This window comes from Microcoleus sp. D2_18a_B4 (genome assembly GCF_036702475.1).
Taxonomy (GTDB): domain Bacteria; phylum Cyanobacteriota; class Cyanobacteriia; order Cyanobacteriales; family Microcoleaceae; genus Microcoleus.
The window spans coordinates 73719-94649 of sequence record NZ_JAUBTL010000015.1 but is presented as its reverse complement, the minus strand read 5'-3'; the positions used below and the strand labels follow the sequence as shown (position 1 = coordinate 94649).

15 protein-coding genes are annotated in these 20931 nt (G+C 44.9%); 7 read left to right on the top strand and 8 right to left on the bottom strand.

Going from position 1 to position 20931, the window contains the following annotated elements:
• Window position 1: 1 nt before the first annotated feature.
• The 3 genes from QUB04_RS11705 (at window position 2) to QUB04_RS11695 (ending at window position 2508) form a co-directional block, all read left to right on the top strand.
• Window positions 2-313 carry a P-II family nitrogen regulator gene (locus tag QUB04_RS11705; protein ID WP_223300725.1) on the top strand — a complete coding sequence of 104 codons (312 nt, stop codon included), beginning with the start codon at window positions 2-4 and terminating at the stop codon, window positions 311-313.
• Window positions 314-951: 638 nt separating this feature from the next.
• Entirely contained in the window at window positions 952-1983 is a 1032-nt protein-coding gene (gene gap, locus QUB04_RS11700) for a type I glyceraldehyde-3-phosphate dehydrogenase (RefSeq protein ID WP_333284392.1), read from the top strand.
• A gap of 159 nt (window positions 1984-2142) precedes the next feature.
• On the top strand, window positions 2143-2508 hold the full coding sequence (locus tag QUB04_RS11695) for a DUF1823 family protein (protein ID WP_333144302.1): 366 nt from the start codon (window positions 2143-2145) through the stop codon (window positions 2506-2508).
• 392 nt (window positions 2509-2900) lie between these two features.
• On the opposite strand, the gene QUB04_RS11690 is transcribed toward QUB04_RS11695, so the two are convergent.
• Entirely contained in the window at window positions 2901-3623 is a 723-nt protein-coding gene (locus QUB04_RS11690) for a glycosyltransferase family 25 protein (RefSeq protein ID WP_333284330.1), read from the bottom strand.
• 162 nt (window positions 3624-3785) lie between these two features.
• On the bottom strand, window positions 3786-6101 hold the full coding sequence (locus QUB04_RS11685) for a protein phosphatase 2C domain-containing protein (protein ID WP_333284328.1): 2316 nt from the start codon (window positions 6099-6101) through the stop codon (window positions 3786-3788).
• A 1315-nt stretch (window positions 6102-7416) separates the two neighbouring features.
• Here QUB04_RS11685 and QUB04_RS11680 point away from each other — a divergent pair.
• The gene (locus tag QUB04_RS11680) at window positions 7417-7773 is read left to right on the top strand and encodes a hypothetical protein (protein ID WP_333284326.1); all 357 of its coding nucleotides are present in this window, start codon (window positions 7417-7419) and stop codon (window positions 7771-7773) included.
• A gap of 214 nt (window positions 7774-7987) precedes the next feature.
• On the opposite strand, the gene QUB04_RS11675 is transcribed toward QUB04_RS11680, so the two are convergent.
• The gene (locus tag QUB04_RS11675; RefSeq protein WP_333284324.1) at window positions 7988-8332 is read right to left on the bottom strand and encodes an NAD(P)H-quinone oxidoreductase subunit M; all 345 of its coding nucleotides are present in this window, start codon (window positions 8330-8332) and stop codon (window positions 7988-7990) included.
• Window positions 8333-8555: 223 nt separating this feature from the next.
• On the opposite strand from QUB04_RS11675, the gene QUB04_RS11670 reads away from it, so the two are divergent.
• Window positions 8556-9755 carry an AAA family ATPase gene (locus tag QUB04_RS11670; RefSeq protein ID WP_333284322.1) on the top strand — a complete coding sequence of 400 codons (1200 nt, stop codon included), beginning with the start codon at window positions 8556-8558 and terminating at the stop codon, window positions 9753-9755.
• Window positions 9749-10375 carry a DUF4276 family protein gene (locus QUB04_RS11665; protein ID WP_333284320.1) on the top strand — a complete coding sequence of 209 codons (627 nt, stop codon included), beginning with the start codon at window positions 9749-9751 and terminating at the stop codon, window positions 10373-10375. The genes QUB04_RS11670 and QUB04_RS11665 overlap by 7 nt, the downstream gene beginning before the upstream one ends.
• Before the next feature lie 112 nt (window positions 10376-10487).
• Here QUB04_RS11665 and QUB04_RS11660 read toward each other — a convergent pair whose 3' ends face one another.
• On the bottom strand, window positions 10488-12191 hold the full coding sequence (locus QUB04_RS11660) for a TerD family protein (RefSeq protein ID WP_333284318.1): 1704 nt from the start codon (window positions 12189-12191) through the stop codon (window positions 10488-10490).
• A gap of 25 nt (window positions 12192-12216) precedes the next feature.
• On the opposite strand from QUB04_RS11660, the gene QUB04_RS11655 reads away from it, so the two are divergent.
• On the top strand, window positions 12217-13017 hold the full coding sequence (locus QUB04_RS11655) for an ion transporter (protein ID WP_333284316.1): 801 nt from the start codon (window positions 12217-12219) through the stop codon (window positions 13015-13017).
• Window positions 13018-13104: 87 nt separating this feature from the next.
• On the opposite strand, the gene QUB04_RS11650 is transcribed toward QUB04_RS11655, so the two are convergent.
• From QUB04_RS11650 to QUB04_RS11635, 4 genes are all read right to left on the bottom strand, one after another.
• Entirely contained in the window at window positions 13105-14481 is a 1377-nt protein-coding gene (locus QUB04_RS11650) for an ATP-binding protein (protein WP_333284390.1), read from the bottom strand.
• Window positions 14482-15010: 529 nt separating this feature from the next.
• Complete coding sequence (locus tag QUB04_RS11645; protein ID WP_333284314.1) at window positions 15011-16366, bottom strand: ATP-binding protein; 1356 nt, start codon at window positions 16364-16366, stop codon at window positions 15011-15013.
• Window positions 16367-17076: 710 nt separating this feature from the next.
• Window positions 17077-17643 carry a hypothetical protein gene (locus QUB04_RS11640; protein WP_333284312.1) on the bottom strand — a complete coding sequence of 189 codons (567 nt, stop codon included), beginning with the start codon at window positions 17641-17643 and terminating at the stop codon, window positions 17077-17079.
• Window positions 17644-17906: 263 nt separating this feature from the next.
• On the bottom strand, window positions 17907-19472 hold the full coding sequence (locus QUB04_RS11635) for a hypothetical protein (protein ID WP_333284310.1): 1566 nt from the start codon (window positions 19470-19472) through the stop codon (window positions 17907-17909).
• Window positions 19473-20931 lie beyond the last annotated feature (1459 nt).

The following is a 20931-nucleotide window of genomic DNA, read 5'->3' as shown; positions in this document are numbered from 1 at the left end:
GATGATGGAGTCAGTCAAAAGAGTAGAAATCATAGCCCACTCAGTGGAGCTCGGCAAGATTTTAGACGGTTTAGACAAAGCTGGCGTACCCGGTTATTCGGTGATTCGTGATGTGGCTGGAAAAAGCACTAGGGATCACGTTTCCCGTGATTCATCAATGACGGCGCTGGATAACATTTATGTGCTTGCTTTTTGTTCACCAGCTCAAGTTTCAGCAGTTGCAGAAAACATTAGACCCGTGCTCAATAAATTTGGTGGGTCGTGTTTTATTTCAGATGCGGTGGAATTGCTAATTACTAGGTGCGTCGGGTAGTCATTAGTTATTAGTTATTAGTCATTAGTCATTAGTCATTAGTCATTAGTGATTAGTGATTATACCGCTTCGGAAAATTTGAGCTACACATATAGCAATCCTCGCATCATTTGTGAATTTCTTACTCCCTCCCCGCGAGTTCGGGGAGGGTTGGGGTGGGGTAAAAAATTTACGACTCCTGCAAGGATTGCTATAGATTGTACGCCATAGGTGTATGGACACGGCAGTGCTGTGTCCTTGCGCGTATCTGCGACTTTAATCCTAGGCTTTGGTTGCGACAATCGTCACTGGTGAGAATGCTAATCCGTTTCTCCTTTTGGATAAGTTTTTTATTATTACTTTAGGCTGATTTAAAAAATGCAATTTTGAAAATATTTTCTGTCTATTATAGCACTTTTACAAGTTGACAAAAATCAGCCATTAGCCATTAGTCAGCGGTCTTTTCAGGATTAATTGCCCTTCCCAGCCGGGGCCGAATTCAGAATTCTTAAGAGATAGAAAAGAATCAGTTGCAAAAATCCGTAAGCGTGGTAAATTCTAAGCCACAACAGGCGATCCTTTTCGTTGGCGTAGCCCCCGTAGGGGCGGGCTTCGCTAACGCCCGATCGACTAACGAGATTTTCAATAGGAGTTTAAACATGGCTGCATTAAAAGTTGGCATCAACGGATTTGGTCGCATCGGACGGCTAGTCATGCGCGCCGGCATCAAAAACCCCAACATCCAATTTGTCGGCATTAACGACTTAGTTTCGCCAGAAAACCTGGCTTATCTTTTCAAATACGACTCCACCCACGGCATTTACGACGGCGAAGTTGAAAGCAAACCAGACGGGATTGTCGTTGACGGACTATTTATCCCCTGCACATCGATTAGAAATCCTGCCGAATTGCCCTGGGGTAAATCCGGCGCAGATTATGTTGTAGAATCTACCGGATTGTTTACAGATTTTGAAGGCGCCTCAAAACACTTGACGGCAGGAGCAAAACGAGTAATACTTTCAGCACCGACAAAAGACCCGGAAAAAGTGGCAACTTTTCTAGTAGGCGTCAACCACCACAAATTTGACCCGACAAAAGATACGGTTGTTTCTAATGCTAGCTGTACGACGAATTGTTTAGCACCAATTGCCAAAGTAATCAACGATAACTTCGGATTGGAAGAAGGTTTAATGACGACAGTTCACGCAATGACAGCTACTCAACCAACTGTAGACGGCCCCAGCCAAAAAGATTGGCGGGGAGGACGCGGTGCGGCGCAAAATATTATTCCATCTTCGACCGGTGCAGCGAAAGCTGTTACTTTGGTGTTGCCAGAATTGAAAGGAAAATTGACGGGAATGGCTTTGCGGGTGCCAACTCCCGACGTGTCTGTAGTTGACCTTACTTTCAAAACGGCGAAGGAAACTAGCTATAAAGAAATTTGCGAGGCAATGAAAAAAGCTTCGGAGGGCGAACTCAAAGGCATTCTTGGATATACTGAGGATGCAGTGGTTTCGACAGATTTTCAGGGCGACGCGCGATCGAGCATTTTCGATGCAGGTGCGGGAATTGAACTGAATTCTAAGTTTTTCAAAGTTGTTTCCTGGTACGACAACGAGTGGGGTTATTCTAGCCGCGTGATTGACTTAATGCTGTCGATGGCCGAGAAAGACGGAATTTTGAATAATTAATTTTTTTGGGGGTGGCATTTTGGGCGGGCTCGCGTGCCCAACCCCTACTCCCCACAAACAAATTCCTATGATTTTTTGTGGAACGGGCCGGAGAGCCCGTTCCTGAGATTAGTACCTAATGTGAGTTAAACTTTTTTTGTTTCCGATTCGATCGCGCTTATGTCTGAATTACCACCGCTGAATAACGAAACTATTTGGGCTATCCTCAACGAAGAAATCGACGATGCTGCCGTCAACCGATTAGTTTGGCTGTATCTGGGCTACCGCTGGGATGCCGAGACTGGCAAGTGGAACAGTGCAGGTGTTGCAGCCGAGTGGCGGCAAGAGTACCCGGAACCGCCGGATTTTATCGATTCTAGGCCGGCGACGGTGAAATTGACTCGATCGACCCCCCCAGAAAACAAGCAGTTGCTGAAGGAAAAATTGGGCTTTAAAGGCTATAAAATTGGGGAATTCGGGCCGAGACAGACTCGCAGGGCGACGATGGCTAATTGGTTGATGGGTTTTATCGAATCTGGGGCGTAAAAGGAATTTTGGATGGCTGCGCGGTTGTGGCCACCGTTAAAGTACAGAGATAGGAGATTTTTTGGCAGGAAAACCCCTAAATCCCTATAAAGGATTGAAACTTTGATTAAACTCTTCCTCTCTTTCTCTGTGTCCTCTGCGTCCTCTGCGGTTAATTAACAAAAATTAAGCCTGTTGAAAGTCAAAACACACTAAAACCAGCCAATTCCAACATCCTCACCCCGAACCCTGACACCGGACTGCGGCAGACTTTATGTGTATAGTTTGAGGTCAAAAGGTTTCAACCGCCGCCTTCATAAAGGGACTAATAAACCCGGATTTGGTATTAATTATTTGCCGGGGATTGTGCTAATAGATTTGATCTAAGCGAAGGGTTTTCAACTCGAATTCAATTAACTAGAAAGCCAACGCTTCAGCCTTGATTTGCTGGTTCTGGCTGCACCTGCTAATTGCCTCAACCCAGGTACACGGTCCCACCAATTAGGAGTGATGTCACTAGGGGAACTCCTTTGCCACCCCAGGTTTGGAGAAGCAATCAAGGTGACAACATCGGGATTTTGAGATCGGAAAGTAGAATAAGCTCCGTCGAGGTGCATCGGGCCCCCGTCGGGATGTCCCGGAGGTCGCTGTTGCACTTCTTCCAGAAACCGCAGGAGGCGATCAAAAATCCTGCCATTGACAGCGTAAAAATGAGTGGTCATTACCCCCCCAGAAAAGGGTACGAGGGCGACAGGAGACTTTTGTTCAACCTCTTCGACGTGTCCGAAGTAGACGAAATCCCAATCTTGCTGACACAGTTGTTGGAGGATAACAGCTTGGTCTGTTCTGAACTTTGCTGAAATTTCTAGGTCGTCTTCTACAATCAAAATATTGCTCAACCCCTTGTCTTTTGCCTGCTTGAGGATACCTACATGACTGGAAAAGCATCCCCTCGCCCCAATGCTGGGGAAACCTCCTGCTTCGTCGGGGCGGATTGCGGGAAATATCTCAACCTTATTGGGCGTGAGGGGCATTCCTGCTTTCTCTAATTCCTTGACTATGAGTTGCCGTCGGTCTTTCCTTTCAGGGAGATTTACCGCATAAACTCCCTGGAAATAGTCTGTAATTTTCGTCATAGTTTGATCTCGAATCAAGAAGTTGATGAATCTTCGGCTTGAGCGGTCTCAAATTTTATTTTAGCTCTGTGTCTGCCTTAAACTATTCTATTTTTAGCAAGCTGCATCTTCCATTTTCCTAAACTTACTCAAATTACTTCGGCAGGATGTACTATTAACAGTTTAATTAGCATTGGGATTTGAGTCAGAAGCAACGCATTTCCCCTGTTGAGTTGGGTTTAAGGCTAGGTTAGACACTACTTTAGAAACAGCAGCTTGTTCTTGAATCCATCCGATTTCCCCCGGTTGCAGCTTGGCGCTTTCTACTTCAACGGTTGGCTTAACTACCGGGGAAGGCGAGGGAGTGGGACTTGCCACAGCGGGAGATGGATTCAGTGTCGGTTTTGAAACTGTAGAAAAATCTTTATTTGACTCGGGTTTGGGAGAGTTCGATCGCACTATTTCAGGAATAGAACAAACTTTCAATTCCAGCCAATTGCCTTGAGGCGTAAGCTGTTTGTTTGTCACCTGCAAAACACTGCCGGCTGGGACTGTTCCTTTGACAGTCAACTCACCGATTGCGCCTCGCAAATCCAAGCGATCGCCCTCTTTTCCCAATTCCCCAGCAGCAGAAGTTTTAATCTCTATAAACGAGCCTGTTTCTAAAGATTTGACCGGAGAAGCTACAGATTCAACTGTTTTCTCCGGCGTGCTTCCAGCCTTAATTAAACCGCCTTTCCCGAAAATCGACTCCCCGGCAGTATCGATCGCGCGACCCACCGGAGGGATGAAAAAATAAGCAAATACACCCCCCAACCCTAATAAAAATAAAATTTTCAGCAGCAGCCCAAATAAACTTTTGCTTTTTTCCGGCGGTAACAACAGCGTTTTTCCTTGAGAATTCCCCTCGCCCAGGCTTGTGCTTTCGGTCAAATCCGTTGGCATATCCTCGCTATCGGAAATTAGTTCGATCGGCGTATCTAAAGGTGCGACAGACAGTTCTGTAAAAGTATTGCCGTCTTCCCTCAAATGTGCTTGACAGTGAATTAAAGCAACAGTGACGTTATCGTGACCGTTTCTAGTATTAGCAATCTCAATCAGTCGATCGCGCGCCTTAGCCAAACTAATGCTACCGTCGAGAATTGGCAAAATCTCCGCTTCCCAACATTCCTCAACCCGGTCTTTATCACTCAAACCGTCGGAACACAGCAGCAAAACGCAGTCTTCATCCACTGGAAAACGCTGCACAGTCGGGTGCAAAGTGTTGGACGAAGTAATCCCCAAAGCTTGAATCAGAGCTCCGGCGGCCACTTGTTCCAAAGCATCCCGGTAGAGAGAGTAGCCCAAACGCACCTCGCGGCAAGCCACATTATCATCGAGAGTAACTTGATAGCAGCCGGTGCGGGTAATCCAGTAAGCCCGACTGTCTCCGACGTGGGCGACATAGAGTTCGTGAATGTGGGCTAAACCCATAACTAGCGTAGTTCCCATCCGCTGGCGGCCTTGGCGGTGTTCGCTGTCGTTGCGACTGGCTATCTTGTCGTTAGCAGCACAAGCCGCCCGTTCCAGCTTGGAAGTCAGGCTCAACGGGTCCCAATTAGCCTGATGCAGGGGCATTTGCTGCAACTTGTCGCGCAGCACACCAATTGCTTCTTCCGAAGCGACTTCGCCGCCGTCTTGTCCACCGATACCGTCGCAGACGATCGCGCAAGCTTCCGCCCCCGGATTTCCTGCCAACAGCGTACCGCTGGGCGGATAGCAAGCATCTTCGTTGTGAGCCCGGGATCTGCCTACATCCGTGCCCGTGGCAATTTCAACGTGACGATCGTAAAATCGACCGCACTTTGCCAAAGCTTTATCCAACTGGCCCATCAGTTGTTCGCCGTGGCGCACTTGACCGGCAACCATTTGCTGGCAAAGTTGCCTCAAAAAATTGGCAATAGCCGGGTGAGCATCTTCGAGCCACTGCTGCCACAATTTGCCCAACTGCGACAAATGAGGCGGTTTGCGATCGGGCTGCAATTCCAGAAACCGCACCAATTGCCCTTCCACCCGTAGCAGTTCGGGAGTCAGCAGCGTCGAAGCCACGCCCTGAGCGATACACGGCTGCCACAACTGGGCTATTTGCCACAGCCAATTGAGTTGGCGCATCGCTGCGGCTCCTTTCCAGGAATCCGCCAATTCCGGCATTAAAGATTCCGTCACCTTCAAAATAGGCACGTTTTCCAGCAGCCAGATATCTCCCGATAGCTTGCTCATCTTGGACGATACCAGACCGTATACTTGAGGTACGTGCAACTGATAGGCAAACAGTCTCAGATAAGGAGTGACAACACTCGGAATCTCATCGGGCAGTTCCGGCAAGTGTTCGGGTTGAGTATCGACAAGAAGTCGATCGCGCTTGACCAAGTAGCGACCAGCGATCAGATCGCCTGGCTTACACCCTTTGATCCCTTCACCTAAAGCCCATAAGTAGTGTTTTGCCACAGAGTTTTGCATAAGGGTTCCTGACGCCTTGGGGCAAGCGTGCTGATCTGAACTATTTTAGCGATTGAACCTCGACGGGTTGATACGTGGCGATTATTTGACACCCCCGCTTTCTCAACAGACGGAGATTCTTAAGACTTCGCAGTCCTAATATCCTGATTTTTCAGGTTCCTCGGCTCACCACGTTGGCACTGTTGTGTGCGTAGCGATATCTGCTACACAAAACTTGGCTAAACTTATTTAAGTCTCACCATTCAATCGGGATTGCTCCTGAAGGGTCTGCTTCCTGCTTCACCCAAGGGAGTCGGCTCCTTCTTGTCCACAGGCGTTAATTCGGGTGTAGCCCACCCTAATCGAATTAATTTTAGTTGAAGCTTTTAGCCATGAGTCATCCAATATTTTCAACCAATTTAACGAAACGCGGACTCCCGTTCGACCTTTTTACAGGCTGGTCAGTTTTGACTTGCACGCTCGGTTTACTCTCCCAGATAATTAAGCCTTGGTTTTTGGCATCGCTCTAATTCTACCACCCACAAAGGTTAACCAGTCAAGTTAAGTCTGACTAACTTTAGTAAACTTTTTTGCTATCTAGTCCAACTCCTGACAATGTTTTAGGCGTGACTTTCCCCCAATCCAGGGGTAGGTTTTAATGTCTTGTACTGACACAAATAGTCTACCATTTTGTTAACCCGCCGATGAATTTTGCTAGGAGCTTTCAGAGTTAGACGATCGCGCGACGCCCAAGTCATCGGCTTGAAATCACGCTGTTTTCAGCATATTCCTGATAGCGGCAATTTCCGAAGAAATCGCAGCACTCAAGGGAATTGAAATTTTAGACTAACTATAATGGTATGATGCAGCTAGGTAGAAATCACCTGAGCCGACAGGTATAGATAAATATCAATTGTCGGTTTTCTCGCGAAGGGTCATCTGTGCCTCGCACGCTAGTTTCGCAACAGAAGTTAAATTTAACCCTACCCAAAGACGGATACAGGCCCGCAGATTCATCTGTGGAGTCAATCTAAAATCTAAAATCTAAAATCTAAAATCAACTGACGGATGCCAGCCCCCGACAGGAATCGTGGACAGCAAAAAAAATTAGATATTAGTTCAAGCGCCCAGATTCATCTGTGGAGTCAATCTCAAATCTAAAATCTAAAATCTAAAATCGACTGATGGACGCAAGCCCCCGACAGGAGTCGTGGAGAGCAAAAAAAATTAGATATTAGTTCAAGCCCGCAGATTCATCTGTGGAATCAATCTAAAATCTAAAATCTCAAATCTCAAATCGACTGACCGGCCTCTGCAAGCTGTTGAGTATTGAACCATGCACCCACATGATCCCAGCGCCTTTCCCAAGAATTTGCCCGATCCGAAGCTGCCGCCTGCTGTTGAAATAGACGAAATACTCACTAGCATTCAACATTCTCACAGTTTCTATTACCAAGTGATGAATCTTGAGGTTTGGGCACTGGTGGAAACCTTGGATGGGATGTTTCCCGGCGCTTGGGGTCAGTTTATGGCCAACCGCCAAGTCGCAGTTAAACAGTTTTTGGAACGAGATCACGTTCCAAATTCTCCGGTTGATGCTGGGGAGGCGGGGGAGAAGTCCGAGGGCACTCGGAAGAAGGAAGAAGCCGGGAGTCAGGAGTCAGGAGTCAGAAACAAGCAGGAAGAAGAATAAAAGCAGATTTTCTCAATTCTCCCCATCTCCACCTTTCCTCTGTATCCAAGTCTAAATCCCCCTCAATCCCCAAAGCGAGAGACAAAACAGAACCCTCTTTTCCCCCCTACTCCCCTAATTAAGAGGAGTAGGAGGGATTGAAACTCAGCTACAAGCGACATTTATTATGGGTTTCAATCTTAAGTTGACATAAATGCCGATCGCCCGATCGCCCTTACAGGTGAACTTTGGAATCAACTTGAGGCAATCCCATGCTGTAGTTAACAGCGCGGCTGTTGAGGTTATAGCTGATTTGGCCTTTTTGTAGGAACGATCGTACCAAGTGCTCCAACTCCGAACCGATACGGCGGAGGTTGTACTCGGTCAAGTCTTCGCCCTCGTAGGCGTCTACGAGTTGGTCGAATTTGGCATATACCTGTTTGACAGACTCGTCGTTCCAGTTAAGTTCGTTATCTGGGTCAATGTCGAGCGTCAAAAGGTCGTTGCTGGGGACGAGTTCGTTATCTTCGAGGATGGCGGTGTATATGCGAATATGGCGGGTTGTTGACTTGAGCTGCATGAGTTCTTATGTGTAAAGATTTTTTGCTGAATTAATTGTAATGGGTCACAGACCGTTGGAGGAGAGTAGGTCGCCTGTTGTGGGAGCGATCGGGATATCTCACTCCCCCTCCGACTTCAAGGCAAAGACTTGGAATCGGTAGTTTTGAGACCTACTTAATTCAAGACTAAAAACAAAAGCTTTCGTAAAGTATAATAATGCAGAATTGGCATAGGAGGACAAGGTGGAAGGCAAGAGATTTATTCACTCCCTGCAACTGCAAAACTTCCTTTCCTATGGAAGTGAGGGGGAAAAAATTGAACTGCAACCCCTGAATGTATTGATCGGTACTAACGCATCCGGCAAGTCTAACTTAATTGAAGCGATGGGAGTGTTGAAGGCAACACCTACCGACTTACTTGCTCCGATTCGTCAAGGAGGTGGTATCAGCGATTTTCTGTGGAAAGGTGAAAAAGGTACTCCCACAGCAAAAATTGAGGCTATTTTAGATTACCCAGAACGAACGATGCCACTGCGCTATCAAATTAGTTTTACCGCAGTCGGTCAGAGACTTGAAGTAGTGGACGAAGCTATAGAAGATAAGGCACCGCGCAATAGTTCTGAAAGCGGGCCATTTTTCTATTACCGTTATAGCGATCGGGGTCGCCCTGTTATCAATGTTATACAGGAAAACGAGCAACAAACAAGAAAGCTGCGGAATCTGCGGCGAGAAGATATCATTCCCGATCAATCTATCTTATCTCAAAGAAAAGATCCCGAACTATATCCAGAACTATCATATCTGGGAAATAAATTTGCCGACATTGGTTTATATCGTAACTGGCAGACAGGGAGAGATTCAATACCTAGAAAGGCTCAGCAAACTGACTTGCCAGAACATCCCCTCCTAGAAGATGGTGGCAACTTAGGACTTGTTTTAAACAACTTACAGTATCAATTAGGAAGCAGGCAAATTATTGACAAATTACAACTGTTCTATGATGCTGCTGAAGAACTGAGTATCAAGATTTATGGCGGTACTGTCCAGATATTCATCCGCGAAACAGGATTAATTCAGCCAATTCCCGCAACTCGTTTATCAGACGGTACGCTGCGTTATTTATTCTTAATAGCTTTACTCCTAGATCCAACTCCCCCGCCACTTATTTGTATTGAAGAACCGGAGATTGGCTTGCATCCCGACATTCTGCCTGCTGTTGCTGAAATGTTGATCGAAGCCTCACAGCGCACACAATTGATTGTGACAACTCATTCCGATGCTTTAGTGTCGGCTCTGAACCCTGAGTCAGTTTTAATATGCGATCGGGATGATAGAGGAAGTCACCTGAGCCGTCTCGATCCCGAACGACTGAAAAAATGGCTTGAGAATTACAGTTTGGGAGACCTTTGGCGGATGGGAGAAATCGGGGGCAACCGATGGTAAAAGAGGTTCGCATTTACATCGAAGGCGGCGGCGATGGCAAGAATACAAAGCAATTACTTCGAGGAGGATTTAGCTTTTTTTTCAAAGAACTTGTGGAGGTTGCCCGCAGCAATAAAATCAAGTGGAATATCACTGTTTGCGGTTCCCGGAATAATGCTTTCAGGGATTTCAAGAATGCTTTGGCAGATCACCCAAATGCTTTTATCATCCTTTTAGTTGACTCAGAAGCCCCTGTAAAGCAGCCGCCTTGGGAGCATTTGAAGTCGAGGGATAACTGGGATTCGCCGCCTGGGGTTGATGAGACTCATTGCTATCTCATGGTTCAAGCGATGGAAGCTTGGTTGATAGCTGATATTGATACTTTAAAAAGATTTTACGGGCAGGGATTTAAAGAAAATGCGATTCCTAAAAATATTAATGTAGAGACGATTGAAAAGGATTTGTTAGAACCAAGTCTGAAAGCAGCTAGCCGCGACACAAAATCGAAAGGCGAATATCAAAAGATACAGCACGCTTCCAAGCTGTTAGAAATGTTGGATGTTGACAAGGTTCGCAAGGCTTCTTCAGAGTGCGATCGTATTTTTACAACTCTCACCAAACTCATGGAAGAAGCCAAATGAACAAGTATATTTAAGAAAAAGAAGGACTAAAGTCCTTACTACAAACAGGCTCGTAGTGAGGACTTTAGTCCTTCCATTTCCAAGGACTGAAGTCCTCACTACAAACATTAATTTATTTGTGAGTTGTGCCATCTGGCATAATTGCGCCTGTGAGTGTTGCTCCAACCAGATTTGCTCCAGCCAGATTTGCTCCAGCCAGTTTAGCCTCCTTCAGGTTAGCTTTCTCTAGGTTTGCCATCATCAAGTTGGCCCCGCGCAAGTCTGCTGAAGTTAGATTTGCTTCACTCAAATTGACGCGGATCAAGCTAGTTCCGCAGAGATTGAACCCGCTTAAGTTTTGCCCGCTCAAGTTGACGATATCGAGGTTTACTCCAACTAAACTTACTCCTATAAGATTAACTCCTCTTAGGTCGAGTTCTCTGAGGTTAGCTCTCTTTAAGTTAGCTCCCACAAAAATTACACCTGTGAGGTTAGCAACCTTCAAGTTAACGTTCTTCAAGTCTACTCCCGCCAAACTTACACCTGTCAATTTAACGCCTGTCAGATTAGTACCAATTAGGCTGGCACTGTTAAGATTTGCTTGACTTAAATCTGCTGCTACCAAATTAGCACTATTGAGATTAGCCGAAGTTAGGTTAGCATTATTTAGATTGGTGGCGGTTAAGTTTGCTCCACTGAAATTTGCTCCTGTTAAGTTTGCTCCACAGAGATTTGCCCCTGTCAGGTTTGCTCCTGTGAAGTTTGCATCGCTTAATATGGCTTGATGGAAATTCGCTTGAATCAGTTTTGCAGACTCCAATTTGGCCTTAGTTAGGTTAGCACTGCTTAACTTAGCTCCTATCAAATCAGCTTCTTGCAGATTTGTTAAACTTAAATTTGACCTTTGCAGATTAGCTTCAAATAGATTTACTTTTTTTAAAGTAGCACCAGTGAGGTTTGCTTCTGTCAAATTTGCTTCTGACAAAATGACATCAGCTACCAAAGTTTTTCCACTCAAATCTAATCCGAATAAATTGCAGCCAGTAAAGTCTCTTTCACCTGCGTTATATCGCTGACAAAATTCCTCAGTGCTGATAGCTAGTTCTCGCTCGTCAGGCTTAGCATTCACAGGAATAGCAGCAGGCGATTCTACCGCTTTGCTAGATACAGATTCTTCGCGCAATAACCGATCCACCCGATCGCTAAACCGCCTCACAACCTCAGCATCATCAAGCTTCTCACCAGCATTCGAGCTTTTCTCAACCGCATTCTCAACATAATACTTGTCTACAAAACTTTGCAACCCAGCATTATATCCCTGTCCTACGGCCTGAAACCTCCATTCGCCATTCTTCTTATACAAGCGTCCAAATTCTAAAGCCGTTTCTTGGGAAAAAATCTGATTTAAATTGTACCGAACCAATTCGCTAACAGTTTCTTGGTTGTAAAGCCTGATAAAAGCATTTGTAACTTGACTAAAACTTTGATTCTTTTCCTGTCCCTCGTGAATAGTCACAACAAACACAATTTCCTGAATCGCAGAATTGATTTTACTCAAATCCACATAAACCGTCTCATCATCTCCGTCTATTTGCCCAGTCGCGCTGTCTCCTGAATGCCGCACCGCACCGTCCGGCGATGTCAGATTGTTGTAAAATACAAAATACTTTTCATCAGGAATCCGACCGTCCGCCGCTAACATAAAAACAGATGCGTCAATGTCGCAATTTTGTGCTGTCTGGCTGACTTGCCACCCCAGGGCGATCGCAATTTTACTGAAATTAGGACTTTCTTTAGAAAGATTGAACCTTTCACCCTTAGTTAATTCGATACTCATATGCGATAATTCCCTTACCTCATAAATGGTATTAATTATCTCATCTATGTTAACCCGATCGCAAATTGGATTTTATCTCGAAGACATCGAAACCCCAATTGGCAGAACCGTCAATTTAACTATTACCGGACTCATTCTTTTATCTTCCGCCAGCTTCATCGCCGAAACTTACCCGATTTCGGAATCTGTTAGAATTAATTTCCAAACTCTCGATACCGTTCTTTTAATCGTTTTTGCAGTTGAGTATTTATTGCGGCTGTGGTGTGCCGAAGATCGAGTTAAATTTATTTTTAGTTTTTTTTCAATTATTGATTTGCTCGCAATATTACCATTTTTACTGGGATTTGTCAACGTTAGTTTTATCCGAATTTTTCGCTGGTTTAGAATTCTCCGACTCATCCGCTTTCTGGAATTGAAAATTTCTATTTTCCGCATCAGCAGCGAAGATGGGGTGATTTTTGCTCGGATTTTGTTTACCTTGCTGGCAATAATTTTTGTTTATTCGGGTTTGATTTATCAAGTCGAACATCCGACCAATCCCGAAAGTTTTGGAACTTTTTTGGATGCTGTTTATTTCTCGGTTGTCACGATGACCACGGTGGGATTTGGCGATGTTACTCCGATTTCGGAATCCGGTCGTTTTCTGACTATTTTGATGATTTTGACGGGAATTGCTCTGATTCCTTGGCAATTGGGGGATTTGATTAAACAATTAGTTAAAAGTGCTAATCACGGAGAAGCTGTTTGTAAAGGTTGCGGTTGGTCTGTACACGATGCTAATGCTAGATTTTGTAAAATGTGCGGCAGTCAATTAGATAATGGTTGACTGTTGACTGTTGACTGTTGACTACTGCCTCACCCTAGATAATTCATCCGTGTATCCGTGTCAAAATCCGTGTAGTGCTTTCCTTCTTTAAGCTAACGGTAACAAAATTTCAAATTCAGTGCCTCTGCCTAATTCCGATCGCATTCTGAATGCACCGCCGTGTTTGCCCGTCACTATTTGATAGCTAACTGCTAAACTGGTTTCTTTGAGGGCGCGTTTTTCCGTAGAGAATGATTCTATGATTTTTTTGTACTTGCTAGGTGACATTCCAGGCCCATTATCTGATATGCAAATCGAAACCCAGCGAACATGAAGTTTGTCTAAATCCGGCGCAGGTTCGGGACAGCAGACTTGAGTTGTGATTTCAATTTTAGGCTGGCGATCGGCGTCTTTGGGCCCTCCACCTTTGAACTCTTTCGCCAATTCTTGACCGACTGCTTCGTTAATTAATGTATGAATAGAGTTGGTCAAGATATTCATAAATACTTGGTTTAGCTGTCCTGCATAGCATGGGACTGGTGGCAGGTAGCCGTAGTTTTTCACTACTTGGATTTCCCTAGTCAAACGACTTTTGAGCAGCAAAAGTATGCTGTCTATGTTGGCGTGCAAGTCGGTGGGTTTGGGATAAATATCGTCGATGTGGCAGAAGTTTTGCAAACTGGTTGCTAACTTGCTCAAACGTTCTGCACCTGATTTGATGCTGGCAACAGTTCGGAGAAAATCGTTCTGCAAAAAGTCATAGTCGATCTCTTCTTTGAGCCGTGCTATTTCCGGCGGTGGGTCACTACAGTATGCGTCGTAAACTGAGAGCAATTCCATCAAGTTTTTGCTGTAGTCGCTGACGTAGGTTAAATTCCCCCAGATAAAGCCTACCGGATCTAAAATTTCGTGGGCTACTCCGTTGACTAAACGGCCTAAACTAGCCATTTTTTCGCTTTGAATCATTTGAGTTTGGGCTCTTTCGTAGCGGACTTGAGTTTCTATGCCACGAATTTGCCAGTACGCGATGTTGAGTGCGTTAGGGTCTAAGAGTCGGTAAGATTGGGAGTCTATTTGGACGACGATCGGTTCTGCCTGCAATTCGGGCGATCGACGCAGAGCTTGTGGAGCTGCTGCCAAAATGGTTGTACTCTCTGGGACTAATAATATTTCGACGCGAGCGTAACTGTAGAGAACTTTTAGTGGCAGGTGCAAAAATAGCTCCGGGCCTTGGGGTTTGAGCAAATATTCCAGCAGTTGCCTTCGAGATATCATGCCAGCAAACTCTCCTGCTTCCATCAAGACGACTCCCGGCACTAGGGGATGCTGTTCAAACATTTCGGCAACTGCCACGGCCAAGCAGCTCGATTTAACCTGAAATTCATACAGGGGCAAATCCCAGAGGGTAGATTCTAGGGAAAGGTCTTGATGACTACCTTCGGAGAGTGAAGGGCCAATGAGTTTGGAACTGAATTTATTTGCCACTGGAACTTTTAGTTGCCGAAACGCTGGGAAATTGATACTCCCCAAGGCTGAAGCCACGGGGATTCTTGAATGAATCCGAAAACTCTCAAAGGCGTTATCAAAGCACCTCTATACGCTCAAAACAACTACCACTACAAAGGGTATTGCAATTGCGCTTACTTTTAAATTGTGTTTGCTTTCATAATCCATCACAATGCCAGATAGGTACGCTTCACACTCTGCCATTACTTGTCAGTTATACAGGCTTACTACTCCTCAAGGAGTGTGGTGGCTCACTGTGCCGGGATTTCTCCGATACTAGAGTGTTTCAACACGTAGATGGTTGTTTTACTTACAATCTAATTCTAAAACAACCTTTCAATCAGTTGTATAAAGAAATATTGAAGGCGGTTGAAACCGAAGCCGACTTCCTCCCCGTGTCTAAAGCCAGGGGCTTCCGTCTCGTTCTTCGGTGAATTGAGAACCTACTACTAAGCTACCCTATCATTTCACTTTTCTGAGCGAACCACCGAGAATATTCTGAAGTTAATCATGTTGTGCCAACTAGAGGCAGGAGAATTTCAAATTCAGTGTTCTTACCTGGTTGCGATCGCATTCTCAGTTCGCCACCGTGCTTTTCTGTGACGATTTGATTGCAGATAGCCAGCCCCATACCGGTGCCTTTGCCCGCTGGTTTAGTGGTAAAAAAGGTGTCAAATATCTGCTGGTGATTTTCTGGGGGAATGCCGGGCCCGTTATCGGCAATGCAAATTGCCACCCGCTTGCCGTGTTCGGTTTCTATAACTTTAGTGGTAATTTCGATTTGGGGCTGCCAGTTGTCCCGGCACGGGGTGTGTGTTTCTCGATCGGCTGCGTACTCTGCCAGGGCGTCTAGAGCATTAACTAACAAATTCAAAAACACCTGACTCAACTGTCCGGAGTAGCCGCTAACTAGCGGCAGTTCGCCGTAATTCTTAACCACTTCTATGCTGTTTTTAAAGCGGTTTTTCAAAATTAACAGCGTCATCTCCACGCATTCGTGAATGTCTGTCTCGGCTGGTTTTGTCTCGTCCATGTGAGAGAAGTGGTGCAGCCCGTTAACTATTTTGAGCAATTGCGCGGCTCCCAACTCCATCCCTTCTAAGGTTATCGGCAAATCTTCTTGTAAAAAATCAAATTCAATTTCTTTTTTAAGGGCCTCAATTCGGGGACACGGTGCCGAATATTCTTCTTCATAAACGGACATTAGCTGAAGCAAGTTTTCAAAATAGGACAGCAGAAAAGTTAAATTTCCCCAAATACAGTTCAGCGGATTTCTGATTTCGTGGGCTACTTCTGCTACAATCCTCCCCAAACTAGCCATTTTTTCTGTTTGGATGAGTTTGGCTTGGGTTTGTTTGTGGAGTAACTTATTTGTTAATTGGTGAATTCTTGATTGAGCAACCATTAATTGGTGTACGTCTAACAGCTTGTAGGTCTGGGGGGCTATTTCCACTACTACGGGTTCGTAAATTAATTCGGCTGATCTGTAAAGACATTCCTGGGCTGCTTCTACTATTAATTTACTCGCGGGAAGTACGAGTTCCTCTGGCCTGGCAAACTTGTACAGCACCTCTATTGGTCGCTTGAAAAACATTTCTACTCCGTAGCGGCAGTTAACTTTTTCAAAAAATAGACGCCTCGATATTATGCCGACAAAATTACCCCCATCTGTCAAAATGACGCCTGGAAGCATGGAATTTTCTTCAAAAGCCTGGGCTACTTCTTTTGCCTGTTGAGTTATTTCAATTTGGCAGTTGGAGAGGGGCAGGTCTAGGAGAGTTGATTCTAAGGAGAGGTTCCAAGTACAAAATTCAGGTATATGCAACACTGATAACTCCAAGCTAGTCTCACGCACAGCAAACATAGATGAAACCCCTGTTAAATATTGTATTAATGGACAACTTAAGTTGCTATTAATTCGTAACTGGTAATTGGTAGCGGTAGTTGCTAATTTGTCAAATTACAAGAGCACCCTATGGGAAAACCCGATCGCAGTAGCATTGTCTGCTAAAGATTTTGTTTCTAAGTCAATATTAAACGATCTAAGCTTTTGTGTAACTTACGGAGTAGGCACTTTAAACTTTTTACCATGATATACCTGCGATCGCCTGTTTTCCGAAAATTTTTAATATTTATAACTAATTATTGTGATAAATTATACCATTTTTTCAGTTAGAGAAGGGAATTGGAGAACCGCGAGCGAGTTATCAGTGAATATAAGGGCATCCTTCGAGGGTTCGAGGGCCCGGATTAGCCATTGTCCAAGGGGCTTGAGGCTCCAACGATCCAGACTGGGCCCCAGACCAAAATCGGCAGATTGTACAGCAGAAGGAAGTTCGGCCACGGATTCGCTTTCTTGGGATGTAACCGAATGTAACGGATGGAAGGCTTTAGTTATCTAGCAGAGAAGGAAGAAGCAATGTTCCGCAAGGGTTTGTGGAATTAAGAACATCCTAACCGTCGGCCGCAGTTCCTATGCCACTCAAAAGAAATGCTACTTTAGGCAACTTCCGAACCTGGATAGTCATCAGTTTTTTGCAATCTGCCATCTGCCATCTGCAATCTGCAATCGTCTTAGGGTTCCACCTCCGGCCAGAGGCGTTCTAGCTGATACCGCCAAGCCGCGAGAGTATTTTCGCGAGACTCTCGCCCTAGTTCCATTTCACCCATCAATCCCTCTGCGTAGAAACGGTCTAAAGTCTGAAGGGTAGTTTCGACAGACTGCCCCTGCATCTTCGCAGCTTTGATGATTTGACGGATGCGGTTTTCTATCAAACCGTCGAAAAAGTCAGACAAACCTCTCTCTTGCAAAGCCAGCAGTCTGGCGACGGCGGCTGAGAAATCGGCAGCCGCGAGTGTGGCACAACTGTGCTGAAATACTCCCCACAAAACGTTTTGATGTAAGGCGTAGCGAGTTTCGAGGGTGGTGTCAAAGTTAGCTTCTAGCAGTTTATCAAGAAATGGTTGAGCTTCCTGGGCATCGGCGATCGGCAGCAAAATCCGCAGCCAACTCCCGTCTTCTGAAAGGAGGACTAACAGGCGAAAATTGGGGGTTTCTACTTGCCAAGAAGTGGCAGCAGGCATCTCAACAGTGTCACCAAATAAGTCTTTAAGGGTATTGCTAATTTCTTCGGGAGTCATGAGAATTTTAGATTTTAGGTTTGAGGTTTGAGATGTGAAATTGCAGGCTGGTGAGTTCGTTTCAAAAGTTTGTAATATTTACCAGTATGGCTTAGTATCAACTCAATTTCAAATCTCAAATCTCAAATTTCAAATCAATTTAGTAAAAGTAGGGTGTGCACCGCGCATATTTCAACGCTTGGTGTTTATGGGCGCACCTTACCCTATTGATATTTACTAATATCGGTCAATCTAAGATCTAAAATCTAAAATCTAAAATCGATTTAGGGGAGCCAGCGGGGGTGATAGCCGGCAAAAGGAAGTTCTTCTGGCTGTAGTTTTGCGGGAGAACCGTCTGCCAGTATTTCTACTAAGGGTAGCAGCCAGAGGCGGCTGGTTGCGATCGACTGTCCACTATCGTTGCGGGGACTGTCTGCTGCTGAGGGAGTTGCTGCTGTGACTGATTGGTCGAAAATTAATGCCAGCCCGTCGGGAGATAAACTGATTTGGGTATCTAATTGGTTGGGCAAAATCAGCAGCGGTTTGATGGTTCCTACCAAACGAGTACCCTCTTTTTTGAGGTCGATGGTGGCGATGAAAGGCTGTTCTTTGTAGCTTTCTGTTTTGAGGCGTTGGGCTAACAAACAGTAGAGACGCTGAACTTGGTTGTCTTGGTTTTTGCGGGGGTCGAAATAAACGGCCATAATGCTGCCGGGAATACGCAATATTTCTTGTTCTACACCTTGGTTATCTAAGATGAAAAGCGATCGAGTAAAGTCGCTGTTGTATTTAACATAGGCGGCGGCGGAGTTGTCGCGGGCCATGCCCAATACTTGTTCGTATTTTGGCAAAAATTCTACTGGGTCTGCTTCCGGTTTGAGGGGGACGATCGCTAATCCTTGTTTTTGAGATATTACCATCGATTTGCTGTCGGGGCGAATCATAAAATCTCCGCCTTGTTCATTTTCCAAGGGTCTGGGCGGCACTTTTTCTTCCAAAATCCAAGGACTGAAATCGCCGGGATTGCGGCGGTTGACGCGCTGGACAACTATGATTTTTCCGTCGGCTGAGAGGTCGAATTTGAGGTTTTGGTAATCTTTGGAGTCTAAGATTTTGTCGATTCTACCGGCTGGGTATTTTTGTTGAGTTCCTGATCCCGATTGGGGGTTGAGGCCGGTGGTGACTGTGAATAGTTCTTGATTTAGGGTGCCGCGAGTACGGGCGATTGATCGATCTGTGGCTGAGAATAAAATGCGATCGCTCTCAGGATACGGTTTAAAATCGGTAACGACTAAATCTTTGGGAGTCAGCGGTATCGGTTTCGAGTCGCTGCTGGTGAGATTGACTAGCATTAATCTGCTTTCTGTTTCGCCTTGGACGCCGATGTAAGCAAAAGCTCGATCGCGGCTGCGAAAGGAACTGCTAAACGGTTGCATTAGCGTTCCTTTATTTTGGTTTTTTTCTCCGAAATACTTGTCGGTTGCTCCAGCGAGTTTTAATGTGTAGGTAACGCCGTAGGGTGCTGGATCTTTGAGGGTGTAAGCCATGCGCTTTCCAGCCCAACTAAATTTACCGGGGAGGGGGGGTTCTAGCTTTAAGTTTTCCTCGACGGTGGACTGGTTCATCGGCCGAAAGAATGTGAGGATAAAGCCGGTATCTTCGGCGCCGATTTGTTTGTTTTCCCAGGTAAATTCTCGCACTCTGGGTGCTGTGCGATCGCCGCTAAGCAGCAGCAGTCCGATTAAGACGCTCAGCACTAGCATGAGGAAGATGGCCGTGCGGTCGATCGGCTGTTTGAATGGCAGAATAGCGAAGGGTGAAGGATTAATTTTTTTGTTAAAAATATTCACAAATCTTTCTCTCCTATTTCTGCTGAAAATTAACAACCACATTTTCCCTCTTAAATTTTACTGTCTTGGGCGCACTCCCTGCCCCCAGAAACCCATTTTTTTTTACCAGGCGAAAGGGCTGCAACGAAGTATACCGATTTTAGATTTTAGATTTTAAATTTTAGCTTGTACGGTGCGTAATGGCTCAAAACTGCTTGCTCTAGAGTGGTATTGACGACCGTCGAGCAGCCTACCCTTGTGCCATTTGCGTCCAGGACTGTTTGAGATTTTAGATTTTTCATCCTATCTCAAATATTAAATCGCCAATTGTGCGATCGGTTGAGAGGTAACGCTGGCGCTCTACTCATCCTACTAAATAATCATGACGACCTACTTATATCCCTTTCACAAATCCTTGACGATTGGTATGTTGGAACTATTATTAACCACTGACAGTGTATACGGCGATTGCTGTTCTGGATATAACTTATAATATTTGCTGTCGTAATGCCTGACCTCAAAATAGTTTAAGTTTGATGGGTGAGGCTTATATCTTGAGAAAAATTCCCAAATACAAAAAGTTGCTGCACTCTCTCAATGCCCGACATTCGCTACTTGATTTTTGAAGATGCGACATGATTTTATCCACTGTTTCATCTGCTTTCTTGACAAGCATTAAAATCCTGAATGAAGATTGCTAAAGTCAGCCAATTTTTCACCTTCTATCTGTACACTAGATAACTGATTCCACAACAGCGGCTGCTGTATTGTCAAATCAATATATCTCTTGGTTCCTTGATACATTTCCAAACGGTTTTGGTAAACAATAGCATTCTCATATCCACTTTGTCGGTTAAAATTTCTAATTTTTATAGAAGGAAAGCATCGTACAAAACCCTGTCATCTTCTATGAATAAAAACCAGTCCATTTTTTCTACTCTTTCGACAAATTATTCCTGAAGTCTAAACCCTACAAACCTGGGGTCGCATTCAGGGCTTTCTTGTATCTCAATGCACTTAATTGGATATTCAGGTAAGTAGGCTGTAATCTGCCTGTTCGGTAGAGTTTGGATAGTAATAAGCTGTTGGGCATCTAAATTGTATTTTTTGGGCGGGCGAGACGCCCAACCCTACTCCCCACAAGACTTTTCTTAAATTTGACTATACAATTTAAATGCACTTCAGCTTACTCAGGCCGCAATGAGCAAAACTCGTCAACAGTCCATCTATATGTTTGCCTGAGTCTCTCTATTTTTGCTGCAGCTTTTTCTGGATTGTTAGATTCTTCAACTGATGTAATGTGTGTGACAGTCGCACAACTTTGGGGCGTTTTTTTTCGGCTTGTTCGTTTTCTTTGAATAAATTTATAAGGCGATTTCTTTGATGAAAAAACATTAGTTTAGTAGACCTCGTGGCCACTCACGATATTTCTTGTAACAGAGCCATTTGTAAAAAGATAAAGTGCATTACTTTTCTTCTT